Below are 21,993 nucleotides of genomic sequence, written 5' to 3' on the forward strand. Positions count from 1 at the left end.
CGACTCAATCTTTAACTTTTGGCTTGTTTGACCTCTACCCTCGCCTCTTTAACAAGTTCAGCAATCCAAACCAAAGCAATCTCACGATCACGGTTTTGACTCTCACTACCAGTGGTAAGCCGTGCTATCAGATCGATTCTTTCGAGTAAGACTATTTCTTCTAATGAATCTGGCACCTCATCCCTCCGCCACACATGGTACTGTGTTTATATACAGTATATTATGCACTTTTTAAGAAAACTTCTATATAATTATGTGGTTTTACTTGAATAAAAAATCTTGGCTTAAAAAGTAGCCTGTTGAACAACAAGCCTTTTATGCATCAAAGCAGTGAACACGACACGTCACACTACATATTTAATTTTCATTGTGACGCGTCACAACGGTTTAACTGTGCTAATCAATAGACTGTTGATGCCTTTGGTCTGCCAACATGCCGCATCACCCCGTAAGCAACACCCATTTGGATCACCCGGTAAGGTATCGCCACATTTGCCACAACGTTGTTTATCCAGCTCAGCTTGTTGCTCTTTTAGTCGCTGGTTATCTTGCCGAATCAGCAGCGCGATATATTCCGGTAAATCGTAGGCTGGCCGGAACAGACGCCGGGCAGCCATGCCCTCGGTCAGCATCGCGTACTCTTCTGGCTCCAGTCGGGCGCGAATTTCATTGATACCGGCAGATTTATCACGCTGGCGCTGTGCCTGTTTGCGGGTAGTGGCGGCGGTTTTAGTCATGAGTTTCCTCTCAGGTAGATTAATCATCGAATTCCGGCCAGTCGGACAGTGCCGGGTAATGGATCACCGCATCACCAACAGCCATTTTTGCCCCACGGGCTAACGATTCCAGCTCCCAGCGCTGGACGCTGATATCTTTCAGCAGTAAATCGTTGCGGATTTGGGGGATGCGCTGGCGTTCTTCGCGGGTTAGACGGGCGGATGGCGCAATTAGTCGGCCCTTGGTGGGGTCATAACTGCGTTGCATCTTGCTTATCGTTGGCTGCTTCTCTTTAACGCGGGACACAATCGCCCTCACGGCGGCAGTGTCCGACCAGTCAATAACGGCATCCGGTGGGTATTCCATCGCCGCCACAGGCGTTTTATCCTGCCCGTTGGGGTCATTTGGCGCTTGGGTGTTTTCACCTAACCCACAGTTATTGACAGGACTCCGAGGCGCGCCAGAGGCGCTTTTTAAAGTCAAAGACTCAACGTCAACGGCACTAGCAACGATGCGCCATTGGGTTGTACGGGTTTCATAAACATGGTCAGCGCCCAAATGCGGCGCATAGATACCCACGACTTTCTGTACTTCCTCATCGTAGGCGTTGAGTTCATCAGCGATACGCTTGGCTACACGGACAGTCTGATTACCGCTATTGGTTCCACCCTGTGCGGCGATGTAGGCCGCAAAATCACCCTCGTCAGCCGCATGGCGCACGGCTTCCACGGTTTCGTCAAACGACTCCGCCAGACTGATAAAACGGATGCGGCGACACTCGCGATAGGCTCCCATGGAGGGAATACCAATCGGGCGAAACTGAGGGATGCGCCACGTTGCCGCCCACGCCGTAACCGCCGCAGCGGATTCAGTCAGCAGCTCACCGGTTTCATGGTCGCGTTCACCCTCAAGTGCATAGCCGTCGATATTCTTGGCAATGTATTTAGCGATGTAACCCGCGGCCCCGCCTTTGTTCAGGTGCTTGCACTCAAAGCGGTATTTAGCGGCCCCGCGCTCGTCACTGTCTTCTTTCAACGCATAACGGCGCATGATGTCGATAATCTGCTGGCGCTGCCTGCGCTCACAAAACAGCATCATGTGCCAGTGCGGGGTGCCGTCGTGGTGCGGCTCAACTACTCGCATTCCGTAGACGCTTAATTCGTTGTCTTTAAAGGCGGTGCGCATCTTGCTCCAAATGTTGCAGAGGTAGCTCTGGCCGTCTTTTGGGGAATAGGCTTCATCGTCCCACTTATGGTTAAGCTGGATTTTTGTGTTATCCCCTTTACCAATAAGGCGGGTCGGGTGATATTTTGACGGGGTGGTGATGGTCAGGAACATGCCGACGTGCTTCTGTGAAGCTGCATATTTTTCGATACCAGCGATGGTGCTCATTAGCTCCATACGGCGAATTTCTGGATTAGAAATACTCGCCATCACCTTATCAATCAGGTCGATGCGCTCACCGGTTTCAATATTTTCTAGCTGGCAGCTTTTGAGGTATTCCAAATTAGACTGGCGACGGGCGAACACTTCGCGTATGGCCTGCTTACTGGCATAAGAAGATGCTGACTTATCACGGCTGACATTACCGACAGCAATCAATAACGCTTCCCGCCAGCGGGTACGTTGGGCTTTGAGTTTGCGCTCCCACCATTCGGGATCAACCAGCCGTGACAGGCTGGCGATAGCAGACGTGATATCTAACCGGCCTTTCAGGTATTTGCGCCAGTGCATCGGGGTGATATTAAAAGCGCGCGCCATTCTGGCAAGATCGCCGAATATCCGTACCTGTGTATCGGCCTGCAATAAAACGGCCCTATCACCCTGATTAGCCTTAATGCATTCATCACAATGATGGTTGTACGCCACCATTAGCTCATCACCGATTTTGCGGGCAAAGCGGCGCAGCTCTTTATCATGCATACCCGCTAAGCTGGCATAAGTTGGGGCATCAGTGGAAAAGCTCATTGATGCACTGAGGCGCATAACATTTTTGCTATTGACCACCTGAATACGCGGCCAGATACGCTGGTCAAAGACAAACACCAGCCATTTATTAGCATCGTTTAGCCCTTTATTGGCTAACAGGTATTGATAGCGAGAAATGAACTGGCTACGCAGGAAATGCGGCAGATTATGGATATTGGCTAAAACGGCTTGCCCCTGAATCAGTTGTTCACGGGTAAGCGGTCTTTGAATGCCGGGCAAGGTTTGGCGCGGTTTGCTGCCGGGATAGGCATAAGCAGGAACAGCAGCGCCGCTGCCCGGATAAGGCAACGGCGGAGTTGGGGTAATGCGGCCACGGATTGAATCTGTCATTTGGCTGAAAAGGCTTCTTGGCACAGTTTACCGATACGACCAATTTCATTCCCAAGTGATGCAAAACTATTAATCTGCGCTTCACCTATATTGCGCTTTATTAATCCCTCAACTAGTTGGGCAATAGTTGGATAATAAGCAATTGGCTCTAAACGTTCCTGCCCCTCACTTTTACCTTTTTGGCTTACTTTTACTTCATTAAGAATAAATTGCAGACTGTCAGAAGTAACAACGTGTTTTTCACCGATTTTAATATTCATAATAAACTCTTTATTTAGGTAATAAGTTAGGAGAGTGAAAATCTTTAAATCCTTTCTCACATAATTCAGCAAGGCGCTTGGTTTCCTCGACCAGTGCCGGAATAGAATTAATGCCTGAACGATAAATACGATGATGAATTAAATCACTTACCAAACTAACTCTTGTCGGATAATGAGCAATTACGGCTAACACCCTTTCATTTTCTTTGGTGAATTTAATCTCGTTAAGCACGAGGTTTGGAATGCGATTTAGAGTTCGGGTTGGCTCAAGCAACGTAATTGCGTAACGAGCATCAATAATGATTTCATCAATCATCAATGTTGCGCCTGCGCTTGGTTAAGAATTCCCTCGGCTATTTGATTAAGCAGCTCCGCCGCCTCTACGCCGTTCAATTCTCGGTTTAGGATTTGATTAGCAATCTCATCCAAACGAAATGAAACCAGCGCGGCCTGATTCTTTCTTTCATCCATGCGCGCTTCATTGAGCATTAGCTCCATTGATTCAACTGACGTCATTGTGATTGTGCTCTCACTGCCCGGCTTTGCGGGGTCTACGAAAACCCATATATTCTGTTCTGTATTCTGCATAGATAACTCCTGTTTTTAGGCAATACGAAACCCGGCGAGTAGAACGCCATATATTGCGATGATAATTAATTAATAATATTCAGCGCGCAGTCATCATTACTGACAAACGACGGCAGCGAACGAGTAAACTCAATTAAGTAATTTAACGCTTCAATAACAGATTCTCTTTCTGCTGGAGTTAACTCTGAAAACTGCATATTCACATGGCGTTTTTTTAACCCTGCATGAAAACAAATTGTTTTACGCAAATGTGCCGGTGATTTGTCAAAAACCTCCTGAGCAACATTCTTTCTATTACGGAAATGCGTTTCTTTTAATTCAGCAATACGAGCAATACCCGTCATTCTTAATTTTTCAGCTTCCGTTAATTGCAGCATATAACCCCCAATCAACGTCCGAACAGACGACGTAATATTGGCGTCTTCTTTGCAGAGGACAATTCTTGTAAAAGCGCCTTTTGATTACTTCCCGGCTTCCAGCGCTGGCCGTTCTTCAACTCCAGCACACCGTTACCGAAATGGCGCAGGTTTACCGGGCTTTGCTGTTTTAACAATGGGGCAATAGAAATAATCATAAAGACACCTCAACTCAAACCGGCGACAGCACTCAAGCCGCTAATAACATCAACGGTTGAAGCTAACGCGGGGGTTGACTGAATGCGCGCCTGCACCGTCAGGCCAATCAATGACAGATGACGAATCGCAGTATTGACGCTATCCAACAGCGCAGATTTGCTGAATGCTGTTTTGTGATTACCTTGTACCGCAGCGGCAGCAATAGAACCCACGGCGGCAGTTGCTTTAAGCGCGTAGGTAGAAATGTTATCGGTGCTGGCCTCATTTACTGGCACTGACGGCATACAGTTTATTTGCGCCAACATGGCATCGATAAGGCTGGCGTCTTCTGTTGCGTCGGTGATCGCAAGCAATTCAGTAACCGTAAGCTGGTGCGGTTGCTCCGGGTTGAGCTTGTTCCGCAACGTTTGTGCATTCATATCCAACTGTTTAGCCAACTGCGTCAGATTGTGGCGCGTTGGAAACTGGCGGCATACATTGTCAAAGTGCGGATGTTTAGAAACAGAAAAATCAAACATGTCACATCCTTAAAGTTCACTTAAAGTGAATACAGATTATCAATGATGAGCTGAAAACGAGCATGACCGAATACATTACGAAGTTGTTCTTCTTTCCAACGCGCATAGTAAATACGAATCGGGCCACCTGCTTTCTTACATCCCTTGCGAATCACTCGCTTTTCAATTGGTACACGAGGGTTATTGCCAGTAGTCCAACGGTAAGCGGTACGTTTTGAAACACCCTCAAGTTTTGCGAACATTTCTAAACTCACTACAGGAGCAGGAATTTTTATAATTGCGATTTCAGAAGCCATGATGCATGATTCCCTATTTGCCAAAGTTTGCAAGTGATGAGCCTCTGTTTGCCAACACCAGTCATCATTTGCGTAGGTTTAGCCAAAATATATCCCCATATTGGGAGATAGTAAATAGGTTTTATCAAAATGAGAATTGATTCTTTAGGATGGAGCAACGTAGATGTATTGGATAGAGTCTGTTTGGCATATGGATTTTCTCAGAAAATTCAATTAGCTAACCACTTCGATATCGCGTCTAGTTCGCTGTCTAATCGATATACCCGTGGGGCTATCTCTTACGACTTTGCAGCACACTGCGCACTTGAAACGGGGGCCAGCCTTAGATGGCTACTGACCGGAGAAGGGCAGCAATTTGAAGGTAAGTCCTCATCATCAGATACAAAGAGAATAGAAACATTCACATTAAGTGAAGAAATACTCAAAAGTGATGGTTATCTGAGTATTGATGTTCAGCTTTTTGGGAAGCCTCTATCTGATGGAATTGCTGTTCGCACTGATGGAAAACTTCACTTTATCGATAAAGCGGCATCGTTATCGGACGGTTTGTGGTTGGTTGATATTGATGAGTCTATTAGCATTCGTGAGCTAACAAAGCTACCGGGCAAAAAGTTACATGTTGCTGGAGGGAAAGTGCCGTTTGAATGTGGGATTGATGAGATTAAATTGATAGGACGCGTTACGGGTGTTTACAGCGATGCCAGCTAAAACCCGCCCCCACTATGAATAAGGACGTTGTGATGGATACTATAATTCCACTTTTATTTTTATGCCTATCTGTTTTTTCGACGGTTATTTATTTCAAGTCACCCGAGAAATTTATAATGCGTTGCGCCAAAGGATTGTCGGTATTTCTTTTTTCCATAGCGGCTTTTGGTGCCTATTTAAGTGGTGATTACGCTATTGCATATCCTATTGTGGTTATTGTTTTGTTCCTTACGCTTCGCCAAATAAGAATCACTAAAAAACCGGCATTACTATCAGTTGTAACTATACCGGACGCTCCGTTGAATACACCAGAGACGCGTTACAGTAAGCATCAAATAAAAGACTGGTTCAAAAATATTTCTTTTGAGTACACAGATTCAAATGGTAATTCAACTCATAGAAAAGTTGACGTAAAAGAAATTAATGAACAGAACATTACTGGTTACTGTCACTCGCGTAGGCAACTACGGACATTCCGCCTAGACCGAATTGAGAATAGCGAAATTGTAATCCGCGATACTGGCGAATTAATCAATGTATATGACTGGATTGTCCAGCTATATGAAGAATAAGGTTAACTCATGACCGTTCGTAAAAATCCGGCTGGCGGCTGGATTTGTGAGCTCTACCCAAACGGGGCAAATGGCAAACGCATCAGAAAGAAGTTTGCCACAAAAGGTGAAGCACTAGCGTTTGAACAATACACCGTTCAAAACCCGTGGCAGGAAGAAAAAGAAGAAAGGCGCACATTAAAAGAGCTGGTTGACGCATGGTATAGCGCTCACGGCATCACACTTAAAGATGGCCTCAGACGCCAACAAGCAATGCATCACGCTTTTGACTGTATGGGCGAACCTCTAGCGAGAGATTTCGATGCGCAAATATTTTCCCGTTACAGGGAGAAAAGATTAAAAGGTGAACACGCCCGTTCAAACAGGGTAAAAGTGGTATCACCCCGCACACTAAATCTTGAATTGGCTTATTTTCGAGCGGTATTTAACGAGCTAAATCGACTCGGTGAGTGGAAAGGTGAGAATCCTTTAAAGAATATGCGACCTTTTCGCACCGAAGAAATGGAAATGGCCTGGCTCACTCAGGAGCATATCACCTTACTGCTGGCTGAATGTAAACGTCATGGCCACCCCGATTTAGAAATGGTCGTCAGGATTTGTCTTTCCACCGGCGCGCGGTGGTCAGAAGCGGAGTGTATGCGTAAAAGTCAGTTATCAGAGTATAAAATCACCTACACGAATACGAAAGGCAGGAAAAACCGAACCGTTCCTATTAGCAAAGAGTTATACAAATCACTCTCATCCGATAAGAAAGGACGCTTATTTACAGATTGCTATGGTGCATTTCGCTCTGCTCTAGAGAGAACCGGTATAGAACTACCAGCAGGCCAATTGACGCATGTATTACGCCATACATTCGCCAGCCACTTTATGATGAATGGTGGCAATATTCTCGTACTACAGCGCGTACTCGGCCACACAGACATAAAAATGACAATGCGTTATGCTCACTTTGCCCCTGACCACTTAGAAGATGCGGTAAGATTAAATCCACTGGCGGAAAGTGGCGATAAAGTGGCGGCAGAAATGGCATACGCAGGCAAATAGATGCAATCATTGGCAATCTAAGTCAATGAAAATAAATGTAAAACATTGATTTTATGTAATTCAGGTAGTGACTCATAATCGCTTGGTCACTGGTTCAAGTCCAGTAGGGGCCACCAAATAAAACAAGGAGTTAGATGAGAAATCGTCTGACTCCTTTTTATTTGGTTTGAATGAGCGATTACACTACCCAAGATAATAGCCACAAAAAAGAGGCGCAGCTTTCACTGGCACCTCAAACGTCAAAGAAGAATAATATTATTTAAGGATAGATTTTATATTTCTCGCGTAACTTCAGATAATTATCTAGATCGGGCTGCCAGTTAGATTCCAGATAATTCACGGTCTCATCGACAGTCAATTTCTTCTCACCAGCTTCTTCCATTAACTTAACCAGATGACGTGTGCCCGTTAATTTTGCTAGCCAAAGAGGGCGGATTAAAAAATAATCATTCTGATAATCCAGATAATTGGCCTCCATCTGTGGAGAAATAACCATCGAATAACCGGCCTCTTTAAATTTGAACCACCATTCAACAAAGTAACGTATTGTCGGCTTAAAGTCGGCTATATTGGCAACAGCAAATTGTTCGCCACACACTTCCTTACCCGCTTGCGGCCACCCTGTTTTCTGCTGGTTGATGTCGACGTGATAACAGGTGTTAATATAAAATCGCTTGGATGGGAAACCTAATTGTTCAAAGGGGTGGTCGGAACCTCGCCCCATATTGACACTGGTTGCTTCAAATAATCCCAAAGAAGGATAAAGCTGAATAGCCAGATCGCTGCGTAAATTGGGTGAGGGCCTTACTGGTAATGAATATGGTGAATTATGTGTATAATTTCCCATAGTGATGACAGTCAAATCCTCAGGTGGAAACTGATAAGCTTTGATACCGAATGCCTGCCAACTAGAATCCTTGAAATTCGTTAGCCAGCCCTCATTGATTATCATACTGGCAAACTCCCCAGACGTCAGTCCGTGCACCATAGGGATAGGATGCATACCAATACCAGAAATATTCTCTTCTTCGAGAATAGGTCCATAGACATAATTTCCGAGCGGGTTAGGCCGGTCAAATACCATAAATTGTTTATGATACTTTTGCAGACTTTCCAACATATGATGCATAGAAATGGTATAGGTAAAATAACGAACACCTACATCCTGTAAATCATAAATAACAATATCAACATCAGATAACTGCGCTTCAGTGGGATGTGCCCGCACACGCCCGTCTTTATCCCTCCCATATAGAGAAATAATGGGAAGACCGCTCTGTTTATCAATGTGATTATCATCCCCTAACCCGGCATCTGCATTCCCACGAATACCGTGTTCAACGGAGAATAGCTTTTTTACGGTAAAATGGAATTTATCTTGCTCAGATAACAATTTGTCGATGGTATGACGCCCTTCCTTGTTAATCGAGCTTTGGTTGACCATTAAACCCACTCGCTTATTTTTTAGCAGTGGCCCATAAACATTTTCCTGATCAACGCCTAAAATAATTTCTTGGGTAGCGCTGGCATAACCAGCGCTGATAATAAGCAATGAACATAGACATAGTAATACCTGCAGGAAATACCTCATCCTTTGTCTCTCACAATGAGTAAATTGATGTTCTGATATATCTTATCAATTATCAGAAATTATGTCTTAGCTCCACGGCCCAAAACCAAAAGTTGTTACTGGTTTTGTTGCTATTCATCCAGGTTTGCTCTGGGCGATAATAGGTATCGGCAAATATGGATGTTTGCTTTGTCACTGGATAAAGCACCTGTAAACCATAGCGGCTACGATTCTTTTCTTTATACATAGTTTCATGATTATTCGAATCACGGAAACTCTGTGTACCTTTAACCAGAGCCAGACGCGTATAAGGCATAAACAGAAGACCATTATCAAACTTATGACGATAAATGCCCCATAAGAAATGCTCTTTGTTATAAAGCGTATTGACCAATTGCTCATCAATATACAAATAGTTTAACCAAAGTGAGTTATTCTGATTAAAGGTGATATTTGTGCCAACAAAATGCTCATTTATTTGGCTCCAATCTCGTTTGTATACCCCATAATTCCCTTTAGCACGAGCATAGTCCAATTTACGGTCAATCAGGCGGAATGAGAAACTAGCATTAAAACTTAGATTCTCAGAATATTTATAATATGCCTGTGGACGGATCCAAATTTCATGCCGCTCTTCGCCTTTACGGACATCCCCTTTATATTCAAGATCAGCTAATGCCGGATTATTTATTGAAGGATAATGCCAATTGTCATTACGATAACCTAATCGCAATTTTGTATTACCGCTCTTACCATCATAGATGAAAGGAAAAGTTCTGGTTACGCCTGCCTGCCAACGTGTACGATCATACTCAGGATTATTATCTAGATATGTTTTCAAAAACTGCACATCATATAGCCACAATGAGTCATTTTGATAAATATAGGCTCCAATATAAGGTGAGGTTGCCATACTACCTTTAATAAATTTCCAACTTTCATCACTGTCTATTTCTTGCTCTGCGCCTATATAAGTTTCGAAGTTCCAGGCTTTTTGTTTTAACTTATCCTGCGCCTCTTTTTTTTCCAGCTCTATTTGTTGGATTCGTTTATTTAATTTATGAATCTCTTGGTCATAGTCAGTTTCAAATTCATCGGCCAATACAGGTATGCACAGTGTTAGGGCGCTGAAAACCACAAATCCTTTTAAGATATTCATTTTTACCTTCCGCTATTTTTATAACGTGGTTAGTCCATAACCACGTGGATAGAGTATCTGGCTATTATCAGGTGTTTTGATATCCACTGGTAATTTTCCATGTGGTTCGGCCAACACATCTAATTTCCCTTTTGGTCCCTGAAACAATGTTCTTAGTCCACTGCGAATATTAGTTTCCAAACTGTTTCGTACATTATTGGTAACATCGAATCCAGTGATACCATAAATAGCAATATTGGCCTTTACTCCGGACAAATAGGAAATATCGTAAGGATTACGGCTGGATATCACGACCAACGGAATATTAGCTTTATTTGCTTCATCTATAATCCGCTGAGCATTAATAGGATTAAGCTTAAGATTGTAAGTCGCAAGAATAATAAAGTTTTGATCTTTAATTTTCTTTGCTATTGCTTCAACAGCTACATCGTTTTTATCTAACTTAATGACTTCATTGTTAACGGAAAATTCAACCTGAAATTCCTTAGCAATATCATCAAGATGCTTAGTAATGAGTTCATTGCGTGGTTTCTCATCAGAGAATACCATTATCTTATTTTGTGGCTTAATCTGATAAGGCAGAACATTATCATTCTTAATCAGTGTAATGGCCTGCTCAGAAATAAAATTCTCAATGTCCTTATGAGTTTTGGATGCGACGACCTTTTCTGCTATAGCAACATCATGAGGTTCCGAAGAAATATGCTTACTCAATTTGGTGTAAATTACCCGCTGTGCTGCATTCTCAATACGTTGTTTAAGCTCAGGATCTTTTTCAGCCTCGGTTTTTAAATAATCATAAAGTGCATTGAGTTTTTCAATACTGGCGCTGCTCTTAATTTCCATTGGCATTAAGATAATATCATTGCCAGCCATAATGGCCTGCTTGATAGACCAATGACTGTCAAAGTTACTGGTAATCGCGCCCATATCCATAGCATCTGTTAGGATCAAGCCATCAAACTTGAGCTGATTGCGTAATATATCAGTTAGAATTGGCTTTGATAATGTCGCTGGAGTGCCTACTTTTTCCCCCTTGATATTCGTCAGCATTGAATTATCCAGGGCTGGAACGACGACATGGGCAGTCATAATTGCATCAGTAACTGGCATGACGTCAACAAAGGGTTTCAGCTCGACTTGCTGCCATGCAGCTTTATCAATATTGACAGTCGGCAAGGAAAAATGCGTATCTGAGGTAACATTGCCATGGCCAGGGAAATGTTTTAGTGAGGTGAGTACATTGTATTTGTGGATGCCACTGATATAACTACGAGCTAATTCCCCCACCAGCACCGGATCATCTGAATAAGAACGTACGCCGATAACAGGGTTATTTTGGTTATTATTGACATCAACTACTGGACCAAAATTAAAGTTAAAACCCAAGCTGGACAATTCATAACCATGGATACTTCCAGCCTGCTGAGCAAACTTAGATGATCCCGTCGCGCCTAATGCCATATTACCCGGCATTTCAGTACCAACTCGTAGACGGGTGACATAACCCCCTTCTTGGTCGGTGCTAATAAACAGAGGGAGATTACTGCGTGCTTTCTGAAGATTATTAATTAATTTGACGGTTTGTGGCGTATCAATCAGATTCTCACGAAAAAGAATAATAGAACCTAAATGATAATCGTGAATCATCTTACTGACAGTGTCATTAATTTCAATAAATGCCGTTTTATTACTGTTATCAGTATGACTCCATGAGCGAATATCAACCATCAATATTTGCCCCAGTTTTTCTTCAAAACTCATTTTAGACGTCATTTTCTCAGCAGAGATTTTTGGCGACAACCACATTTCTTTAAGTTGCGCGTCTGGAATAACATCTGCATAAGTACAGGTGCTAAATAAGAGAATCGCGGATATTATTTTTTTCATTAACTCCTCCATTAGTTATGTTTGCCGGGCGATTTTACTTTTTAGCACACATAATAAAGTGACAATTATCACAGTTGATTGATTCGCCTTTCTTGCCTTAAAAGGAATAATAGCATTTCTTTTCCTGCAGTTCATTTCAGAAATGCCGCTATATAAGGCGATAAAGTCAGGAATAATTTTCCACCATCAGGAATATTTATTCTAAAATCATTTAATCGTCATTGAGATATGCAGGTCATTTCTGACGAGATGGAGACAACAAATCTAATACCGGCAATGAGATAATTAATTCATATCATCTTCATTGCCTTAATTTTTATAAAGCGACAAATCAAAGCATCAGTCATCCAGATTATTTATTGTCATGCTCGCATTCAGAATCAAGGGTTTTGCCATTTCTTTTCGTTCCTGCATCAACGCCAAGAATATCAGATCGGTTAAGGTATTTTGGGCCGTTCTGGAAGAAATTGAAGAGCTACGCCACTCATTTTCATCCGAAATACTTTCAAGGACATAATCTGCAATTTTAGCCAATGGAGAAACTTTACTGCCAGTAATTGCAATGACAGTTGCCCCTTGTGCTTTGGCGACTGTTGCTGCGATTTTCATGTCTTTTCTTCTGCCAGTAAAAGAAAGAACAATCTGCACATCTTTAGGTGTGAGAGTGAGTGCCGCAGCAATCTGTACATGGAGGTCGGCTTCAACCAGGGTCATTATGCCTATTTTCTGTAATTTATAGCTCAGATCTTTTGCTGTAAGCCCTGAGCCCCAAATACCTACTATCTGTACTCGCTGAGCTGCATTAATGAGCGAGACCACTTGCTGAAAAACGGAGAAATTAATTTTCCGTGTTGTCTCCATAATCGCTGCCGTCTTCTCGTGCGCCAGCTTTTGTGCCATCACCATCAGTGAGTCTTCTGAAGAAATAGAGTTGTGCAGCGCTTTATGTGGGTAGGATTTAAATAAATTATTCTTGCTTAATTCTTCACTGATGGCGATTTTTAGTGCTGGAAAGCCTTTCATGCCAATCTTCTGGCTAAATTTCACAATGGCTGATTGGCTGACTCCTGCATTTTCTGCGAACTGGGAGGAGGATATACTCAGTATGGATTCTGGATTATGAAGAATATATTTCGCTATTTTTTGCTGATTTTCAGCCAATTCAGGTAGTAGCCAAGTTATTTCATTCAAAATAGACATCAAAGGTTCCCGTTAAAGACAATAGATTATTCCAGCGCAAGCACCTTTTATGACTCAGGTGTAACTGCATAAAAGTAATGAAGATAATTTATTTATTTGTTCTACTTTATCTGTACTTATTCCTCATAGCCCCAGTAATTAGAATAGATTTTACCGTGATAATCATCACATTTAATAAATAAATAATTCCTTAACATCGCTGATAATTTAAATAAAAGGAAGTCCCCATGAAGATTAATCTAAGCTCAATGGTTACGGAAAGCCGAAACCCCGCCAGTTCTCAAATTGATACGCTATCAACACTGGAGATACTCAAGGTTATCAATCATGAGGATAAAAAAGTGCCCTTCGCCGTGGAGGAAAAACTGCCCGAAATCGCCCAAGCTGTCTCTCTTATCGCAGAGGCTTTCGTGCATGGCGGCAGATTAATTTATTGTGGGGCGGGGACCTCAGGACGATTGGGAATTTTGGATGCTAGTGAGTGCCCACCAACTTACGGGACACCGCGAGAAATGGTCGTTGGCCTGATTGCTGGCGGAAACACTGCCATTCTCCAAGCGGTTGAAAATGCAGAAGATAGCCGTGAAATGGGTGAGCAAGACCTGCGTAATCTCAATTTTAATGCCCGCGATGTATTAGTGGGAATTGCAGCCAGTGGCCGCACACCTTATGTTCTGGGGGCCATGGCCTATGCACGGCGTGTTGGGGCTAGCGTGGTGGCTATTTCCTGCAATCAGAATAGTGAAATGGGGAACGCGGCAGATATCGCCATTGAGCCTTTGGTCGGCCCGGAAGTTGTCACCGGATCATCACGGATGAAAGCTGGAACTGCACAAAAGTTAATTCTGAATATGCTGACCACTGGCGCGATGATCCGTAGCGGAAAAGTTTATAGCAATCTGATGGTGGATGTTGAAGCGACAAATGCCAAACTGGTGCAGCGCCAGGTCGATATTGTTGTTCAAGCAACAGAATGTTCCCCCGAAGATGCGCAACAGGCGCTCAATGAATGTAACCGCCATTGTAAAACAGCCATTATGATGATTCTGAGTGGTATGTCTGCGGAGGAAGCAGCCGATATCCTCAACAAAAATAAGGGATTTATTCGCAAAGCGCTACAGGAGATTAAAGCATAACCATGGCGAAAATAACGGGCACCACGATAGATCAAATTTTACTCTTCATTGGTGGGCGTCAAAATATCATCGTCTGCGGAAACTGCATGACGAGGCTCCGTCTCACTTTAAAAGACCGTCAACTGATTCAACATGAAAGCTTAAAAAAAATCCCCGGCGTCATGGGAGTGGTGAATGGCGATGACCAATTACAGATCATTCTTGGGCCGGGCAAAGCTCAAACAGCCAGCGAAATGATGAACAAGATACTGAGTTCTGAATCGCATCAACCAGTTGAAAATAGTAATAATATTGATTTACAGGTGCTAGCTGGCCAGACAAAGCAGCAAATGAAAGCGAAACAACAAAGCGCGGTTCATAATTTTCTGACCAAATTCGCCACCATCTTTACCCCGCTCATTCCTGGGTTTATTGCTGCGGGATTATTGCTGGGGATAGCGACCTTGCTCCAGCAAACACTGGCATTGGATGGCGTCATTCAATCTCCGTGGTTGGCAGCACTGATTGCCTACATGAAAGTATTCAGCATCGGTTTATTTACCTTCCTGAGCATTCTGATTGGCTTTAATACGCAAAAAGCCTTTGGCGGGACGGGGGTCAACGGCGCAATTATTGCTTCACTCTTTATTTTACGTTATGTGCCAGAGGGTACTGTCGGCTACTACGGCGGCATGGACAACTTCTTTGGCCTGGCGATTGATCCACGCGGCAACATCATCGGTGTCCTGCTGGCCTGTATGTTGGGTGCATGGATTGAGCGGCAAGTGCGCCGTTTCATCCCTGATAATCTGGATATGATACTGACATCATCAATAACCTTGCTGATTACCGGTGCCATTACTTTTGTTGTCATTATGCCGCTGGGTGGCGAGCTGTTTAAGGGCATGTCCTGGCTGTTTATGCATTTGAATGGTAACCCGTTCGGCACCGCGATTCTGGCGGGGTTATTCCTGATTGCAGTCGTGTTTGGTATTCACCAAGGGTTTGTTCCAGTTTATTTCGCCTTAATGGATGCGCAAGGATTCAACTCATTATTCCCGATTTTGGCCATGGCCGGTGCGGGCCAGGTGGGCGCGGCGCTGGCACTTTATGCCCGATCGCCAAAAGGTTCGGTGCTGCGTACACAAATTAAAGGGGCCATTTTCCCGGGGCTATTGGGAATTGGAGAACCTCTTATTTATGGCGTGACATTACCGCGCCTGAAGCCCTTTATTACTGCTTGTGTAGGCGGCGCGGTCGGCGGTTTCTTTATTGGTTTGGTTGCCTGGTTGGGGTTGCCAGTTGGTTTGAATACTGTATTTGGCCCATCGGGATTAGTGTCTATTCCGCTGATGACTTCAGCTCAAGGGATTTTCGCCGGGATGCTGGTTTATGTGGCCGGTCTACTGATCTCATATACTGCTGGCTTTATTCTGACGTGGTTTTTCGGGCATAAAGATATTGATTTAAGCTAATTGCGATGATTGACTTGGCCCTGCACACCGCAGGGCCTCTATCCGTTACAAAAGTGGGCCGTTACAAAAGCGGGCCTTTATATAAGTTATATCCCAACTGCTGAGCCACTGACGCCACCATTTTTTGGCCGCGTACGCTATTACCTACGGGGTCAAGGGGCGGCGAAAATGCAGCAATCCCCATGACGCCCGGCACGACCGCCAAAATTCCGCCGCCGACACCACTTTTACCCGGTAACCCCACGGTATAAGCCCAATCACCGGAGCTACCATACATCCCTTCCATGGTCATTTCAGCCAAAATATATGGCATATTTGAGGCCGTCAGCACCTGTTTTTGAGTCACAGGATTTCTGCCGCCTGCCGCGAAAGTGGCCCCCATGGTTGCCAGTTCAATGGTACTGAACAATGTTGAACACTGGCGGGTATAGACGTCACAGGCTTCCATCGGGTCGCAATACATGGCCTGGGCCGAATAAAGTAGCCAGGCAATGGCCCGATTGTGAAAATTGGTGGTTTGTTCTGAATGGTTAACTTCATCCGAAAGTGCAATCGGCGCACCCGCCAGTTGCTGCTGAATATCCAAAATACGCGCCCAGCGCTCTTCCCGACTGCTGGCCTTAATTGCACTCACTGTGGACATCGCCCCCGCATTTACCAGCGGTGACAATGGTTTGCCATTATGCAGTTCCAACGCAATCACCGAGTTAAAAGGCAAACCGGTAGGATCTGCGCCTATCTTGTCCTGCACTGCTTGTGGGCCAATATCTTCTAATGCCAAAGCAAGAGAACACACTTTCGAAATCGACTCTAAAGCAAAACGAAAATCAGCATCGCCTTGTGAAATAATATCGCCACCAACAGTGACAATAGCTAGCCCGGCCAGCTGACTGGGAACACTGGCCAGATAGGGAATATAGCTGGCATTCTCCCCACCAGCGAGCATGGAATATTGCGAATGGACATCGTTAATAACTTGATTCAGGCGAGCTAGGTTAATAGTCATAACACTGACTCCAACACTTTATATTATTGAGCAGGGGGCCACTGCCCCCTGCATACAGAGAGGAAGAACATTAACTTCTCGGCGTGTCCGCCACTGGAGTTTTAATTGCCGCTGCCGTGACATCATTAGTATGTATCGCCGAAGCACTCGGGATCCCCGGGTGACCATTTTCTGCTTGCCAGGTAAATGGCGCAAAATCACTATTTGCATCACGCCAATGAGGCTTGCGGACGATATAAATCAAGAATGGCAAGGCGACAAAGAACAGTGTAGAGGCAATCAGGATGCCAACATATTCTGTTGGGCTGCCCACGGAGATTTGGCTAGGAGGAATAAAGCTGAATATGAAAGCGAGAATTGAGCCTATAAGCCCCGCACCGCCAATAATCCACATACCAATCCCCCCACCGGGAATATGATATGGTCGAGGACGATTCGGCTGACTGTAGCGCAGATAAATAGCCGAACTGAACATCAGCATATACATGATAAGATACAAGATAACCGTCATCTGGCTCATTATCTGGTATGCCGCCTGCACCGAAGGTAATACCACAAACAGTATCGCCAACAAGGAAACAAGCAGCGCTTGTAGCAGTAGAATATGGGTCGCCATGCCATTCTTATTGGTATGTTGCCACCAGCGCGGCAGATAACCGGCTTTCGCCACCACCAGCAAACCCGAGGACGGGCCGGCAACCCAGGTCACAACCCCCGCCAAGACCCCAATGGCCAACGCAAAAGCCACCACTGGCCCCAGCCATTCCAGATGCGCCCACTTGAACATATCGTCGTAGGCCACCAACAAACTTTGCGTCAGACTAATTTCAGATTGTGGAATAATAAAGGCGATTGCCAGAGTCCCTAACACGAAAATAAGCACCGTGCCCACGGCTGATAACATAATGGCTATAGGGTAATTTCTATTAGGATTATCAACATCTTTAACATGAATGGCATTCATCTCCATACCGGCGTAGAACAAGAAAATACTGGCTGCCAGCACCACGTTATCAAAGTTGGAAAAGTCAGGAACCACTTTATCCCAAGCTAAATCTATTTGTGGAGCTCCGCCGCCAATTAAGTAAGAGAAACCCAACACAATCAAAATAATCGCAGGAATAATAGTCCCAATAATACCGCCCCATTTCGCAACTTTCGTGAATGTATCTACGCCTTTAAAAGCAATAAAGGTCGCGAGCCAATAAATAAATAGCACTATTCCTAAGACAAAGAATTTATTGGCAGATAGGGCCTCGTCCCAGCGTTGTTCGGGGCCGATAAAGGCCAGTGAGACTGCGGCAAAGGTCAGTGCAGTGGGGAACCAAACTGTCACCTCAATCCACAACATAAACATGGCGAGAAAGGCTAACCGGGGGCCAAATGCTTCGCCAACCCAGCGAAATACCCCCCCTTTCTCCGGCCAACCTGTGGCTAATTCCGCCGCTACCAGTGATACAGGGATTAAGAAAAATACTGCGGCAAAGAGATAATAGAAAATTGAACTCAGGCCATATTCGGCTTCAGCGGGCAATCCTCTGAGGCTGACGACGGCGACAATATTCATAATTGCCAGTGTGGCAATACTCAGCTTTTTGACTGGAACAGGGGATTTACCTGTACCGGAAGTATTATTCGACATAATTTATCCACCTTATTCACCGGCATGACGCCGCCTTGACCTAAAGGTTAAAAATCAGAATAAAACCGCCATCCGGTTTATGTATGATTAAAACTATTCTGACTTGCCAGGCCCCCAAGGGATGGATGTTCACTTAGGTATTTCAGTGAAGATTTAAAATCGTCTAATAACAGCCCGGCGAAATCCATTTCGAATCCGCGGCGGCACATAATACGCATGACCACAACATCAGACATCTTTCCACTCAAGGTAAATGCCGGAACTTGCCAACCACGTAGCCTCAAACGCTCGGAAAGGTCATATAAGGTATATCCCGTTTTTGCCCCCTCTTTAATACGGAAACAGATGGCGGGAATACCCTCATCCGGGCCACCACTGCAATAGAACTCATAAGGCCCAAGTGGTGCAATTTCTTTAGCTAGGAATTCTGCCACCTGATAACAGGCACTTTGTACCTTGGTATAACCTTCACGCCCTAAGCGTATGAATTCATAATATTGGGAAATAACTTGCCCTGCGGGGCGCGAGAAATTGATAGCAAAAGTGCCGACCTGACCGCCAAGATAATCGACATTAAATATAAGCTCTTCAGGTAAGGCTGCCGCATCACGCCAAATAACCCAACCACATCCCAAAGGTGCCAATCCGAATTTATGCCCGGAAGTGCTGATTGATTTCACCCGTGGCAAACGGAAATCCCACTCAATATCCGGCGCAACAAAGGGCGCTAAAAAGCCACCACTCGCCGCATCGATATGCATATCAATATCAAGGCCAGTATCTTTTTGTAGCTTATCCAGCGCATCATGCAAGGGTTTAGGAAACTCATAGTTACCTGTGTAAGTCACACCGAAAGTCGGCACTACGCCAATAGTATTTTCGTCGCATGCCTCTATCATCCGCTGTGGGTCCATAAATAATTGCCCTGGAACCATAGGAATTTCACGTATTTCGACATCCCAATAACGAGCAAATTTATGCCAACAAACTTGTACCGGCCCACAGACAAAATTAGGCTTATTCGTGGGTTTACCTGCCGCTTCTCTTTTTTTGCGCCAGCGCCACTTCATCGCCATGCCACCCAGCATGCAAGCTTCTGAAGAACCAATGGTATTCGTCCCCACCCCTTGCTCACCTTTTGGCGTAGGTGCATTCCACAAATCGGCCATCATGTTTACACAACGCATATCTATTGCCGCCGATTGCGGATATTCCTCTTTATCAATCCAGTTTTTATTTATCGAAAGGTCCATTAACTTGTGGACATTATCGTCGTCCCACGTTTGGCAAAATGTCGCGAGATTCTGTCGCGCATTACCATCAAGAAATAGCTCGTCACTTATGATTTGAAAAGCAATATCCTCGCGCATCTCCTCTTTAGGAAAATTTTTATTTTCTGAAATATGACGAATGGCTTGAGAGCCAAAGCGGGAATCTAATAACGTAGAGCGATAATCATCCAGAGATTTTTTAGTCATTTCCTACCTCTATCCTAATTGAGACAAAAGAACAATTAAAAATCAGTAAAATCAAACAACTATGGAAAACCAGGTTATTATTGATGTTTATTTAATGGCAAAAAATACATCGTCCGAGCATTATTATGATTTAACATACTAATAAAACGTTAGCACTGGAAAAAAAATGCGCCACTATAAATTTGAATATGTTTTTTAAGGAAAGAATAATTACATTATTATTTGTTTCATATTTATTTCCTATTTGTTAGGAAAATTATGAGCTATGTCCTACTCCTCAGACTCTATTAGAGGGTAATTCCATCATCCTTATTTTAGTGCTTAATCACTTTTTCTCGATGACAATCATTGGCATCCAAGATCCCCTAAGATCTCAAGTGGTTTCAATTGGAAACCAGATAAACCATCAGTCAGCTTTATGTCCACCGTAAAAGAAGCAGAAAAAAGCAGAATCCGCCCCTTACCAATAACCGCGTTTACACCGCGCCTCACCTCAATCATGGTGCTGCTCTTTGCTATGGCATTGATTTTAGTTAGCCTTGCCCCCACTTTTTTACTGTTATTGGTGGCAATACTGTTTTTACATCTGACGTACAAGAAATATTCCACAGTATAATCAATTAAATATCATAAATTTTATTTATGAATCTTTTGTTCGACCTATACTCATGATAGTTATCGATAAATGAGTTCAGACCTTACAGGAGTTATTGTTATGCTGAATATAGATCGGAAATACCTTATAAGTGTTGATGAAAAAACGTTAAAAAAACAGCAGCTTATTATGCGAATTATTGCTGTGTTACTGCTGCTCGGCGGGATTTTTTGCCTAATTAATCCATTAGCTTCCGGGACCGTTCTGAGCACTATCATCGGTATTCTACTGCTGCTTAGCGGGATTGCGATGATCGTCGGGATGATAGCCAACCGCACTCATAACCTTTGGCCGATGGTCACCGGTATATTGCTGGGTGTGGCATACATTGTGATGGGTTATGTATTCATTACCAATCCTACAGTGGGAATGATAAGTCTGGCGATAGTATTAGCGGTGCTGTTTGCTTTTGGTGGCGTCATGCGGCTGATAACCGGCTATAGAACATGGGGGCTACCGGGCGCATGGCTGCAAATTTTACTGGGTGTATTGGATCTAATTATTACCTATCTGCTGGTCAGTGCTGGGCCGTTGATGTCGATAACTATGGTCACCGCTTTGGTCGGGATTGAGATGTTATTCAGCTCACTTGGCTGCTTTATGATCGCGAGTTTATATAAACGCTAATATTAATATTTATCCCTAAGCGGTATTGCGGATGGCGATACCGCTGACCCGAGAATATTTTCATATTCTCGCCCCCTTATTGATACTCACCGTGGTAACCGCCATAGTGAGTATCAATATACCCAAATTAGCTATGCCACCACGCTGTTTTCTATCCTATTCCAAGTTTACCAAAATACATTATTCGCCTATTGGATCTGGAATTCATTACTCACCAAATATCCCGTTTCAATGGTCGCGCCGTTATCCTTATTAGGGCCAATTTGCGATATGTTAGGTTCAGTAATGATTCTCAATGAAAGTATTCCTTCCGGGAAAGTTATCGCGATGGTATTTATTATTAGTGGGCTGATTATCGGCTTATACGGCAACCAGTTGATTGAACTACTAAAAAGGAAATCTTCCGTGGCCGTCTAGTTTCGCTGTCATTGAATAAAAAAGGTCATATTCATGACGGCTATCACAATCAGCACATTGTGATTTCCCAAGCTGCACTGCACCGTCTAAATTTGAATAAAAAATCTCATCCGACCACTTACTGAACTCAACGGTGGCGAAGAGAAATAACAATAATGG

Annotated in this window: 24 protein-coding genes and 1 pseudogene; 7 read left to right on the plus strand and 18 right to left on the minus strand. The window is 44.0% G+C overall.

Annotation, left to right across the window (positions count from 1 at the left end):
* Positions 1–11 precede the first annotated feature (11 nt).
* The 10 genes from OVO64_RS19220 to OVO64_RS19265 all read right to left on the minus strand — a co-directional run bounded on the left by OVO64_RS19220 (position 12) and on the right by OVO64_RS19265 (position 5,273).
* Positions 12–176, minus strand: coding sequence for a hypothetical protein (locus tag OVO64_RS19220; RefSeq protein WP_267248949.1), 165 nt, complete (start codon positions 174–176; stop codon positions 12–14).
* 201 nt (positions 177–377) lie between these two features.
* Complete coding sequence (locus OVO64_RS19225; protein ID WP_145510037.1) at positions 378–737, minus strand: hypothetical protein; 360 nt, start codon at positions 735–737, stop codon at positions 378–380.
* A gap of 19 nt (positions 738–756) precedes the next feature.
* A complete protein-coding gene (locus OVO64_RS19230; RefSeq protein WP_267248950.1) occupies positions 757–3,036 on the minus strand; it encodes a replication endonuclease in 2,280 nt (759 codons plus the stop codon).
* Positions 3,033–3,296 (minus strand): DUF5405 family protein, encoded by a 264-nt coding sequence (locus OVO64_RS19235; RefSeq protein WP_019079987.1) that lies wholly within the window; start codon positions 3,294–3,296, stop codon positions 3,033–3,035. The genes OVO64_RS19230 and OVO64_RS19235 overlap by 4 nt, the downstream gene beginning before the upstream one ends.
* A 10-nt stretch (positions 3,297–3,306) precedes the next feature.
* The gene (locus OVO64_RS19240; protein WP_050537567.1) at positions 3,307–3,612 is read right to left on the minus strand and encodes a DUF5405 family protein; all 306 of its coding nucleotides are present in this window, start codon (positions 3,610–3,612) and stop codon (positions 3,307–3,309) included.
* The gene (locus OVO64_RS19245) at positions 3,612–3,884 is read right to left on the minus strand and encodes a DUF2732 family protein (protein WP_050537568.1); all 273 of its coding nucleotides are present in this window, start codon (positions 3,882–3,884) and stop codon (positions 3,612–3,614) included. Before OVO64_RS19245 ends, OVO64_RS19240 begins: the two co-directional genes overlap by 1 nt.
* Positions 3,885–3,949: 65 nt before the next feature.
* Positions 3,950–4,261 carry a DUF5347 family protein gene (locus OVO64_RS19250; RefSeq protein WP_145589275.1) on the minus strand — a complete coding sequence of 104 codons (312 nt, stop codon included), beginning with the start codon at positions 4,259–4,261 and terminating at the stop codon, positions 3,950–3,952.
* 11 nt (positions 4,262–4,272) lie between these two features.
* Positions 4,273–4,458 carry a phage filamentation protein Fil family protein gene (locus OVO64_RS19255; RefSeq protein ID WP_005163725.1) on the minus strand — a complete coding sequence of 62 codons (186 nt, stop codon included), beginning with the start codon at positions 4,456–4,458 and terminating at the stop codon, positions 4,273–4,275.
* 9 nt (positions 4,459–4,467) lie between these two features.
* Complete coding sequence (locus tag OVO64_RS19260; protein ID WP_050159559.1) at positions 4,468–4,977, minus strand: phage regulatory CII family protein; 510 nt, start codon at positions 4,975–4,977, stop codon at positions 4,468–4,470.
* A gap of 20 nt (positions 4,978–4,997) precedes the next feature.
* Positions 4,998–5,273: a hypothetical protein gene (locus OVO64_RS19265; RefSeq protein ID WP_145510035.1), complete on the minus strand. Its 276-nt coding sequence runs from the start codon at positions 5,271–5,273 to the stop codon at positions 4,998–5,000.
* A 129-nt stretch (positions 5,274–5,402) separates the two neighbouring features.
* Between OVO64_RS19265 and OVO64_RS19270 the strand changes: the two genes are divergently transcribed.
* From OVO64_RS19270 to OVO64_RS19280, 3 genes are read left to right on the plus strand one after another with little or no spacing between them, the layout of a single operon-like run.
* Positions 5,403–5,981: a phage repressor protein CI gene (locus tag OVO64_RS19270; RefSeq protein WP_145510034.1), complete on the plus strand. Its 579-nt coding sequence runs from the start codon at positions 5,403–5,405 to the stop codon at positions 5,979–5,981.
* A gap of 32 nt (positions 5,982–6,013) precedes the next feature.
* The gene (locus OVO64_RS19275) at positions 6,014–6,553 is read left to right on the plus strand and encodes a hypothetical protein (RefSeq protein ID WP_145510033.1); all 540 of its coding nucleotides are present in this window, start codon (positions 6,014–6,016) and stop codon (positions 6,551–6,553) included.
* A gap of 9 nt (positions 6,554–6,562) precedes the next feature.
* A complete protein-coding gene (locus OVO64_RS19280; RefSeq protein ID WP_145510032.1) occupies positions 6,563–7,600 on the plus strand; it encodes a tyrosine-type recombinase/integrase in 1,038 nt (345 codons plus the stop codon).
* A 259-nt stretch (positions 7,601–7,859) separates the two neighbouring features.
* Here the strand turns inward: OVO64_RS19280 and OVO64_RS19285 are convergent, their stop codons facing one another.
* From OVO64_RS19285 to OVO64_RS19300, 4 genes are all read right to left on the minus strand, one after another.
* Positions 7,860–9,191 (minus strand): exo-beta-N-acetylmuramidase NamZ domain-containing protein, encoded by a 1,332-nt coding sequence (locus tag OVO64_RS19285; protein ID WP_038638915.1) that lies wholly within the window; start codon positions 9,189–9,191, stop codon positions 7,860–7,862.
* Positions 9,192–9,243: 52 nt separating this feature from the next.
* On the minus strand, positions 9,244–10,329 hold the full coding sequence (locus tag OVO64_RS19290) for a hypothetical protein (RefSeq protein ID WP_038638911.1): 1,086 nt from the start codon (positions 10,327–10,329) through the stop codon (positions 9,244–9,246).
* Positions 10,330–10,347: 18 nt separating this feature from the next.
* Entirely contained in the window at positions 10,348–12,219 is a 1,872-nt protein-coding gene (locus tag OVO64_RS19295) for a glycoside hydrolase family 3 protein (RefSeq protein ID WP_186377466.1), read from the minus strand.
* A gap of 339 nt (positions 12,220–12,558) precedes the next feature.
* Positions 12,559–13,419, minus strand: coding sequence for an SIS domain-containing protein (locus OVO64_RS19300; protein WP_038638905.1), 861 nt, complete (start codon positions 13,417–13,419; stop codon positions 12,559–12,561).
* Positions 13,420–13,646: 227 nt separating this feature from the next.
* On the opposite strand from OVO64_RS19300, the gene murQ reads away from it, so the two are divergent.
* Together murQ and murP are read left to right on the plus strand one after the other, a co-directional pair.
* A complete protein-coding gene (gene murQ / locus OVO64_RS19305) occupies positions 13,647–14,555 on the plus strand; it encodes an N-acetylmuramic acid 6-phosphate etherase (protein WP_038638902.1) in 909 nt (302 codons plus the stop codon).
* A 2-nt stretch (positions 14,556–14,557) separates the two neighbouring features.
* A complete protein-coding gene (murP, locus tag OVO64_RS19310) occupies positions 14,558–16,009 on the plus strand; it encodes a PTS N-acetylmuramic acid transporter subunit IIBC (RefSeq protein WP_038638899.1) in 1,452 nt (483 codons plus the stop codon).
* Positions 16,010–16,070: 61 nt separating this feature from the next.
* Here murP and glsA read toward each other — a convergent pair whose 3' ends face one another.
* From glsA to OVO64_RS19330, 4 genes are all read right to left on the minus strand, one after another.
* A complete protein-coding gene (gene glsA, locus OVO64_RS19315; protein WP_038638896.1) occupies positions 16,071–17,015 on the minus strand; it encodes a glutaminase A in 945 nt (314 codons plus the stop codon).
* Positions 17,016–17,085: 70 nt separating this feature from the next.
* The gene (gene gadC, locus OVO64_RS19320; protein ID WP_038638893.1) at positions 17,086–18,657 is read right to left on the minus strand and encodes a putative glutamine/gamma-aminobutyrate antiporter GadC; all 1,572 of its coding nucleotides are present in this window, start codon (positions 18,655–18,657) and stop codon (positions 17,086–17,088) included.
* A 77-nt stretch (positions 18,658–18,734) separates the two neighbouring features.
* Positions 18,735–20,135, minus strand: a complete 1,401-nt coding sequence (locus OVO64_RS19325) for a glutamate decarboxylase (RefSeq protein WP_038638890.1) — start codon at positions 20,133–20,135, stop codon at positions 18,735–18,737.
* Between the two features lie 345 nt (positions 20,136–20,480).
* On the minus strand, positions 20,481–20,744 hold the full coding sequence (locus OVO64_RS19330) for a hypothetical protein (protein ID WP_155409535.1): 264 nt from the start codon (positions 20,742–20,744) through the stop codon (positions 20,481–20,483).
* Positions 20,745–20,850: 106 nt separating this feature from the next.
* Here OVO64_RS19330 and OVO64_RS19335 point away from each other — a divergent pair, with 106 nt between their 5' ends.
* Together OVO64_RS19335 and OVO64_RS19340 are read left to right on the plus strand one after the other, a co-directional pair.
* The gene (locus OVO64_RS19335; RefSeq protein ID WP_038638887.1) at positions 20,851–21,417 is read left to right on the plus strand and encodes an HdeD family acid-resistance protein; all 567 of its coding nucleotides are present in this window, start codon (positions 20,851–20,853) and stop codon (positions 21,415–21,417) included.
* A 138-nt stretch (positions 21,418–21,555) separates the two neighbouring features.
* Positions 21,556–21,834 (plus strand): annotated as a pseudogene (locus tag OVO64_RS19340) (EamA family transporter); the annotation flags it as partial.
* Positions 21,835–21,993: the final 159 nt, after the last annotated feature.

Source organism: Yersinia sp. Marseille-Q5920, from assembly GCF_946902935.1.
GTDB classification, from domain to species: Bacteria; Pseudomonadota; Gammaproteobacteria; order Enterobacterales; family Enterobacteriaceae; genus Yersinia; species Yersinia rochesterensis.

Coding starts and splice junctions, on each gene's coding strand:
- OVO64_RS19225 (WP_145510037.1), bottom strand. CDS start 737: ATGACTAAAACCGCCGCCACTACCCGCAAACAGGCACAGCGCCAGCGT.
- OVO64_RS19230 (WP_267248950.1), bottom strand. CDS start 3,036: ATGACAGATTCAATCCGTGGCCGCATTACCCCAACTCCGCCGTTGCCT.
- OVO64_RS19235 (WP_019079987.1), bottom strand. CDS start 3,296: ATGAATATTAAAATCGGTGAAAAACACGTTGTTACTTCTGACAGTCTG.
- OVO64_RS19240 (WP_050537567.1), bottom strand. CDS start 3,612: ATGATTGATGAAATCATTATTGATGCTCGTTACGCAATTACGTTGCTT.
- OVO64_RS19245 (WP_050537568.1), bottom strand. CDS start 3,884: ATGCAGAATACAGAACAGAATATATGGGTTTTCGTAGACCCCGCAAAG.
- OVO64_RS19250 (WP_145589275.1), bottom strand. CDS start 4,261: ATGCTGCAATTAACGGAAGCTGAAAAATTAAGAATGACGGGTATTGCT.
- OVO64_RS19255 (WP_005163725.1), bottom strand. CDS start 4,458: ATGATTATTTCTATTGCCCCATTGTTAAAACAGCAAAGCCCGGTAAAC.
- OVO64_RS19260 (WP_050159559.1), bottom strand. CDS start 4,977: ATGTTTGATTTTTCTGTTTCTAAACATCCGCACTTTGACAATGTATGC.
- OVO64_RS19265 (WP_145510035.1), bottom strand. CDS start 5,273: ATGGCTTCTGAAATCGCAATTATAAAAATTCCTGCTCCTGTAGTGAGT.
- OVO64_RS19270 (WP_145510034.1), top strand. CDS start 5,403: ATGAGAATTGATTCTTTAGGATGGAGCAACGTAGATGTATTGGATAGA.
- OVO64_RS19275 (WP_145510033.1), top strand. CDS start 6,014: ATGGATACTATAATTCCACTTTTATTTTTATGCCTATCTGTTTTTTCG.
- OVO64_RS19280 (WP_145510032.1), top strand. CDS start 6,563: ATGACCGTTCGTAAAAATCCGGCTGGCGGCTGGATTTGTGAGCTCTAC.
- OVO64_RS19285 (WP_038638915.1), bottom strand. CDS start 9,191: ATGAGGTATTTCCTGCAGGTATTACTATGTCTATGTTCATTGCTTATT.
- OVO64_RS19290 (WP_038638911.1), bottom strand. CDS start 10,329: ATGAATATCTTAAAAGGATTTGTGGTTTTCAGCGCCCTAACACTGTGC.
- OVO64_RS19295 (WP_186377466.1), bottom strand. CDS start 12,219: ATGAAAAAAATAATATCCGCGATTCTCTTATTTAGCACCTGTACTTAT.
- OVO64_RS19300 (WP_038638905.1), bottom strand. CDS start 13,419: ATGTCTATTTTGAATGAAATAACTTGGCTACTACCTGAATTGGCTGAA.
- murQ (WP_038638902.1), top strand. CDS start 13,647: ATGAAGATTAATCTAAGCTCAATGGTTACGGAAAGCCGAAACCCCGCC.
- murP (WP_038638899.1), top strand. CDS start 14,558: ATGGCGAAAATAACGGGCACCACGATAGATCAAATTTTACTCTTCATT.
- glsA (WP_038638896.1), bottom strand. CDS start 17,015: ATGACTATTAACCTAGCTCGCCTGAATCAAGTTATTAACGATGTCCAT.
- gadC (WP_038638893.1), bottom strand. CDS start 18,657: ATGTCGAATAATACTTCCGGTACAGGTAAATCCCCTGTTCCAGTCAAA.
- OVO64_RS19325 (WP_038638890.1), bottom strand. CDS start 20,135: ATGACTAAAAAATCTCTGGATGATTATCGCTCTACGTTATTAGATTCC.
- OVO64_RS19335 (WP_038638887.1), top strand. CDS start 20,851: ATGCTGAATATAGATCGGAAATACCTTATAAGTGTTGATGAAAAAACG.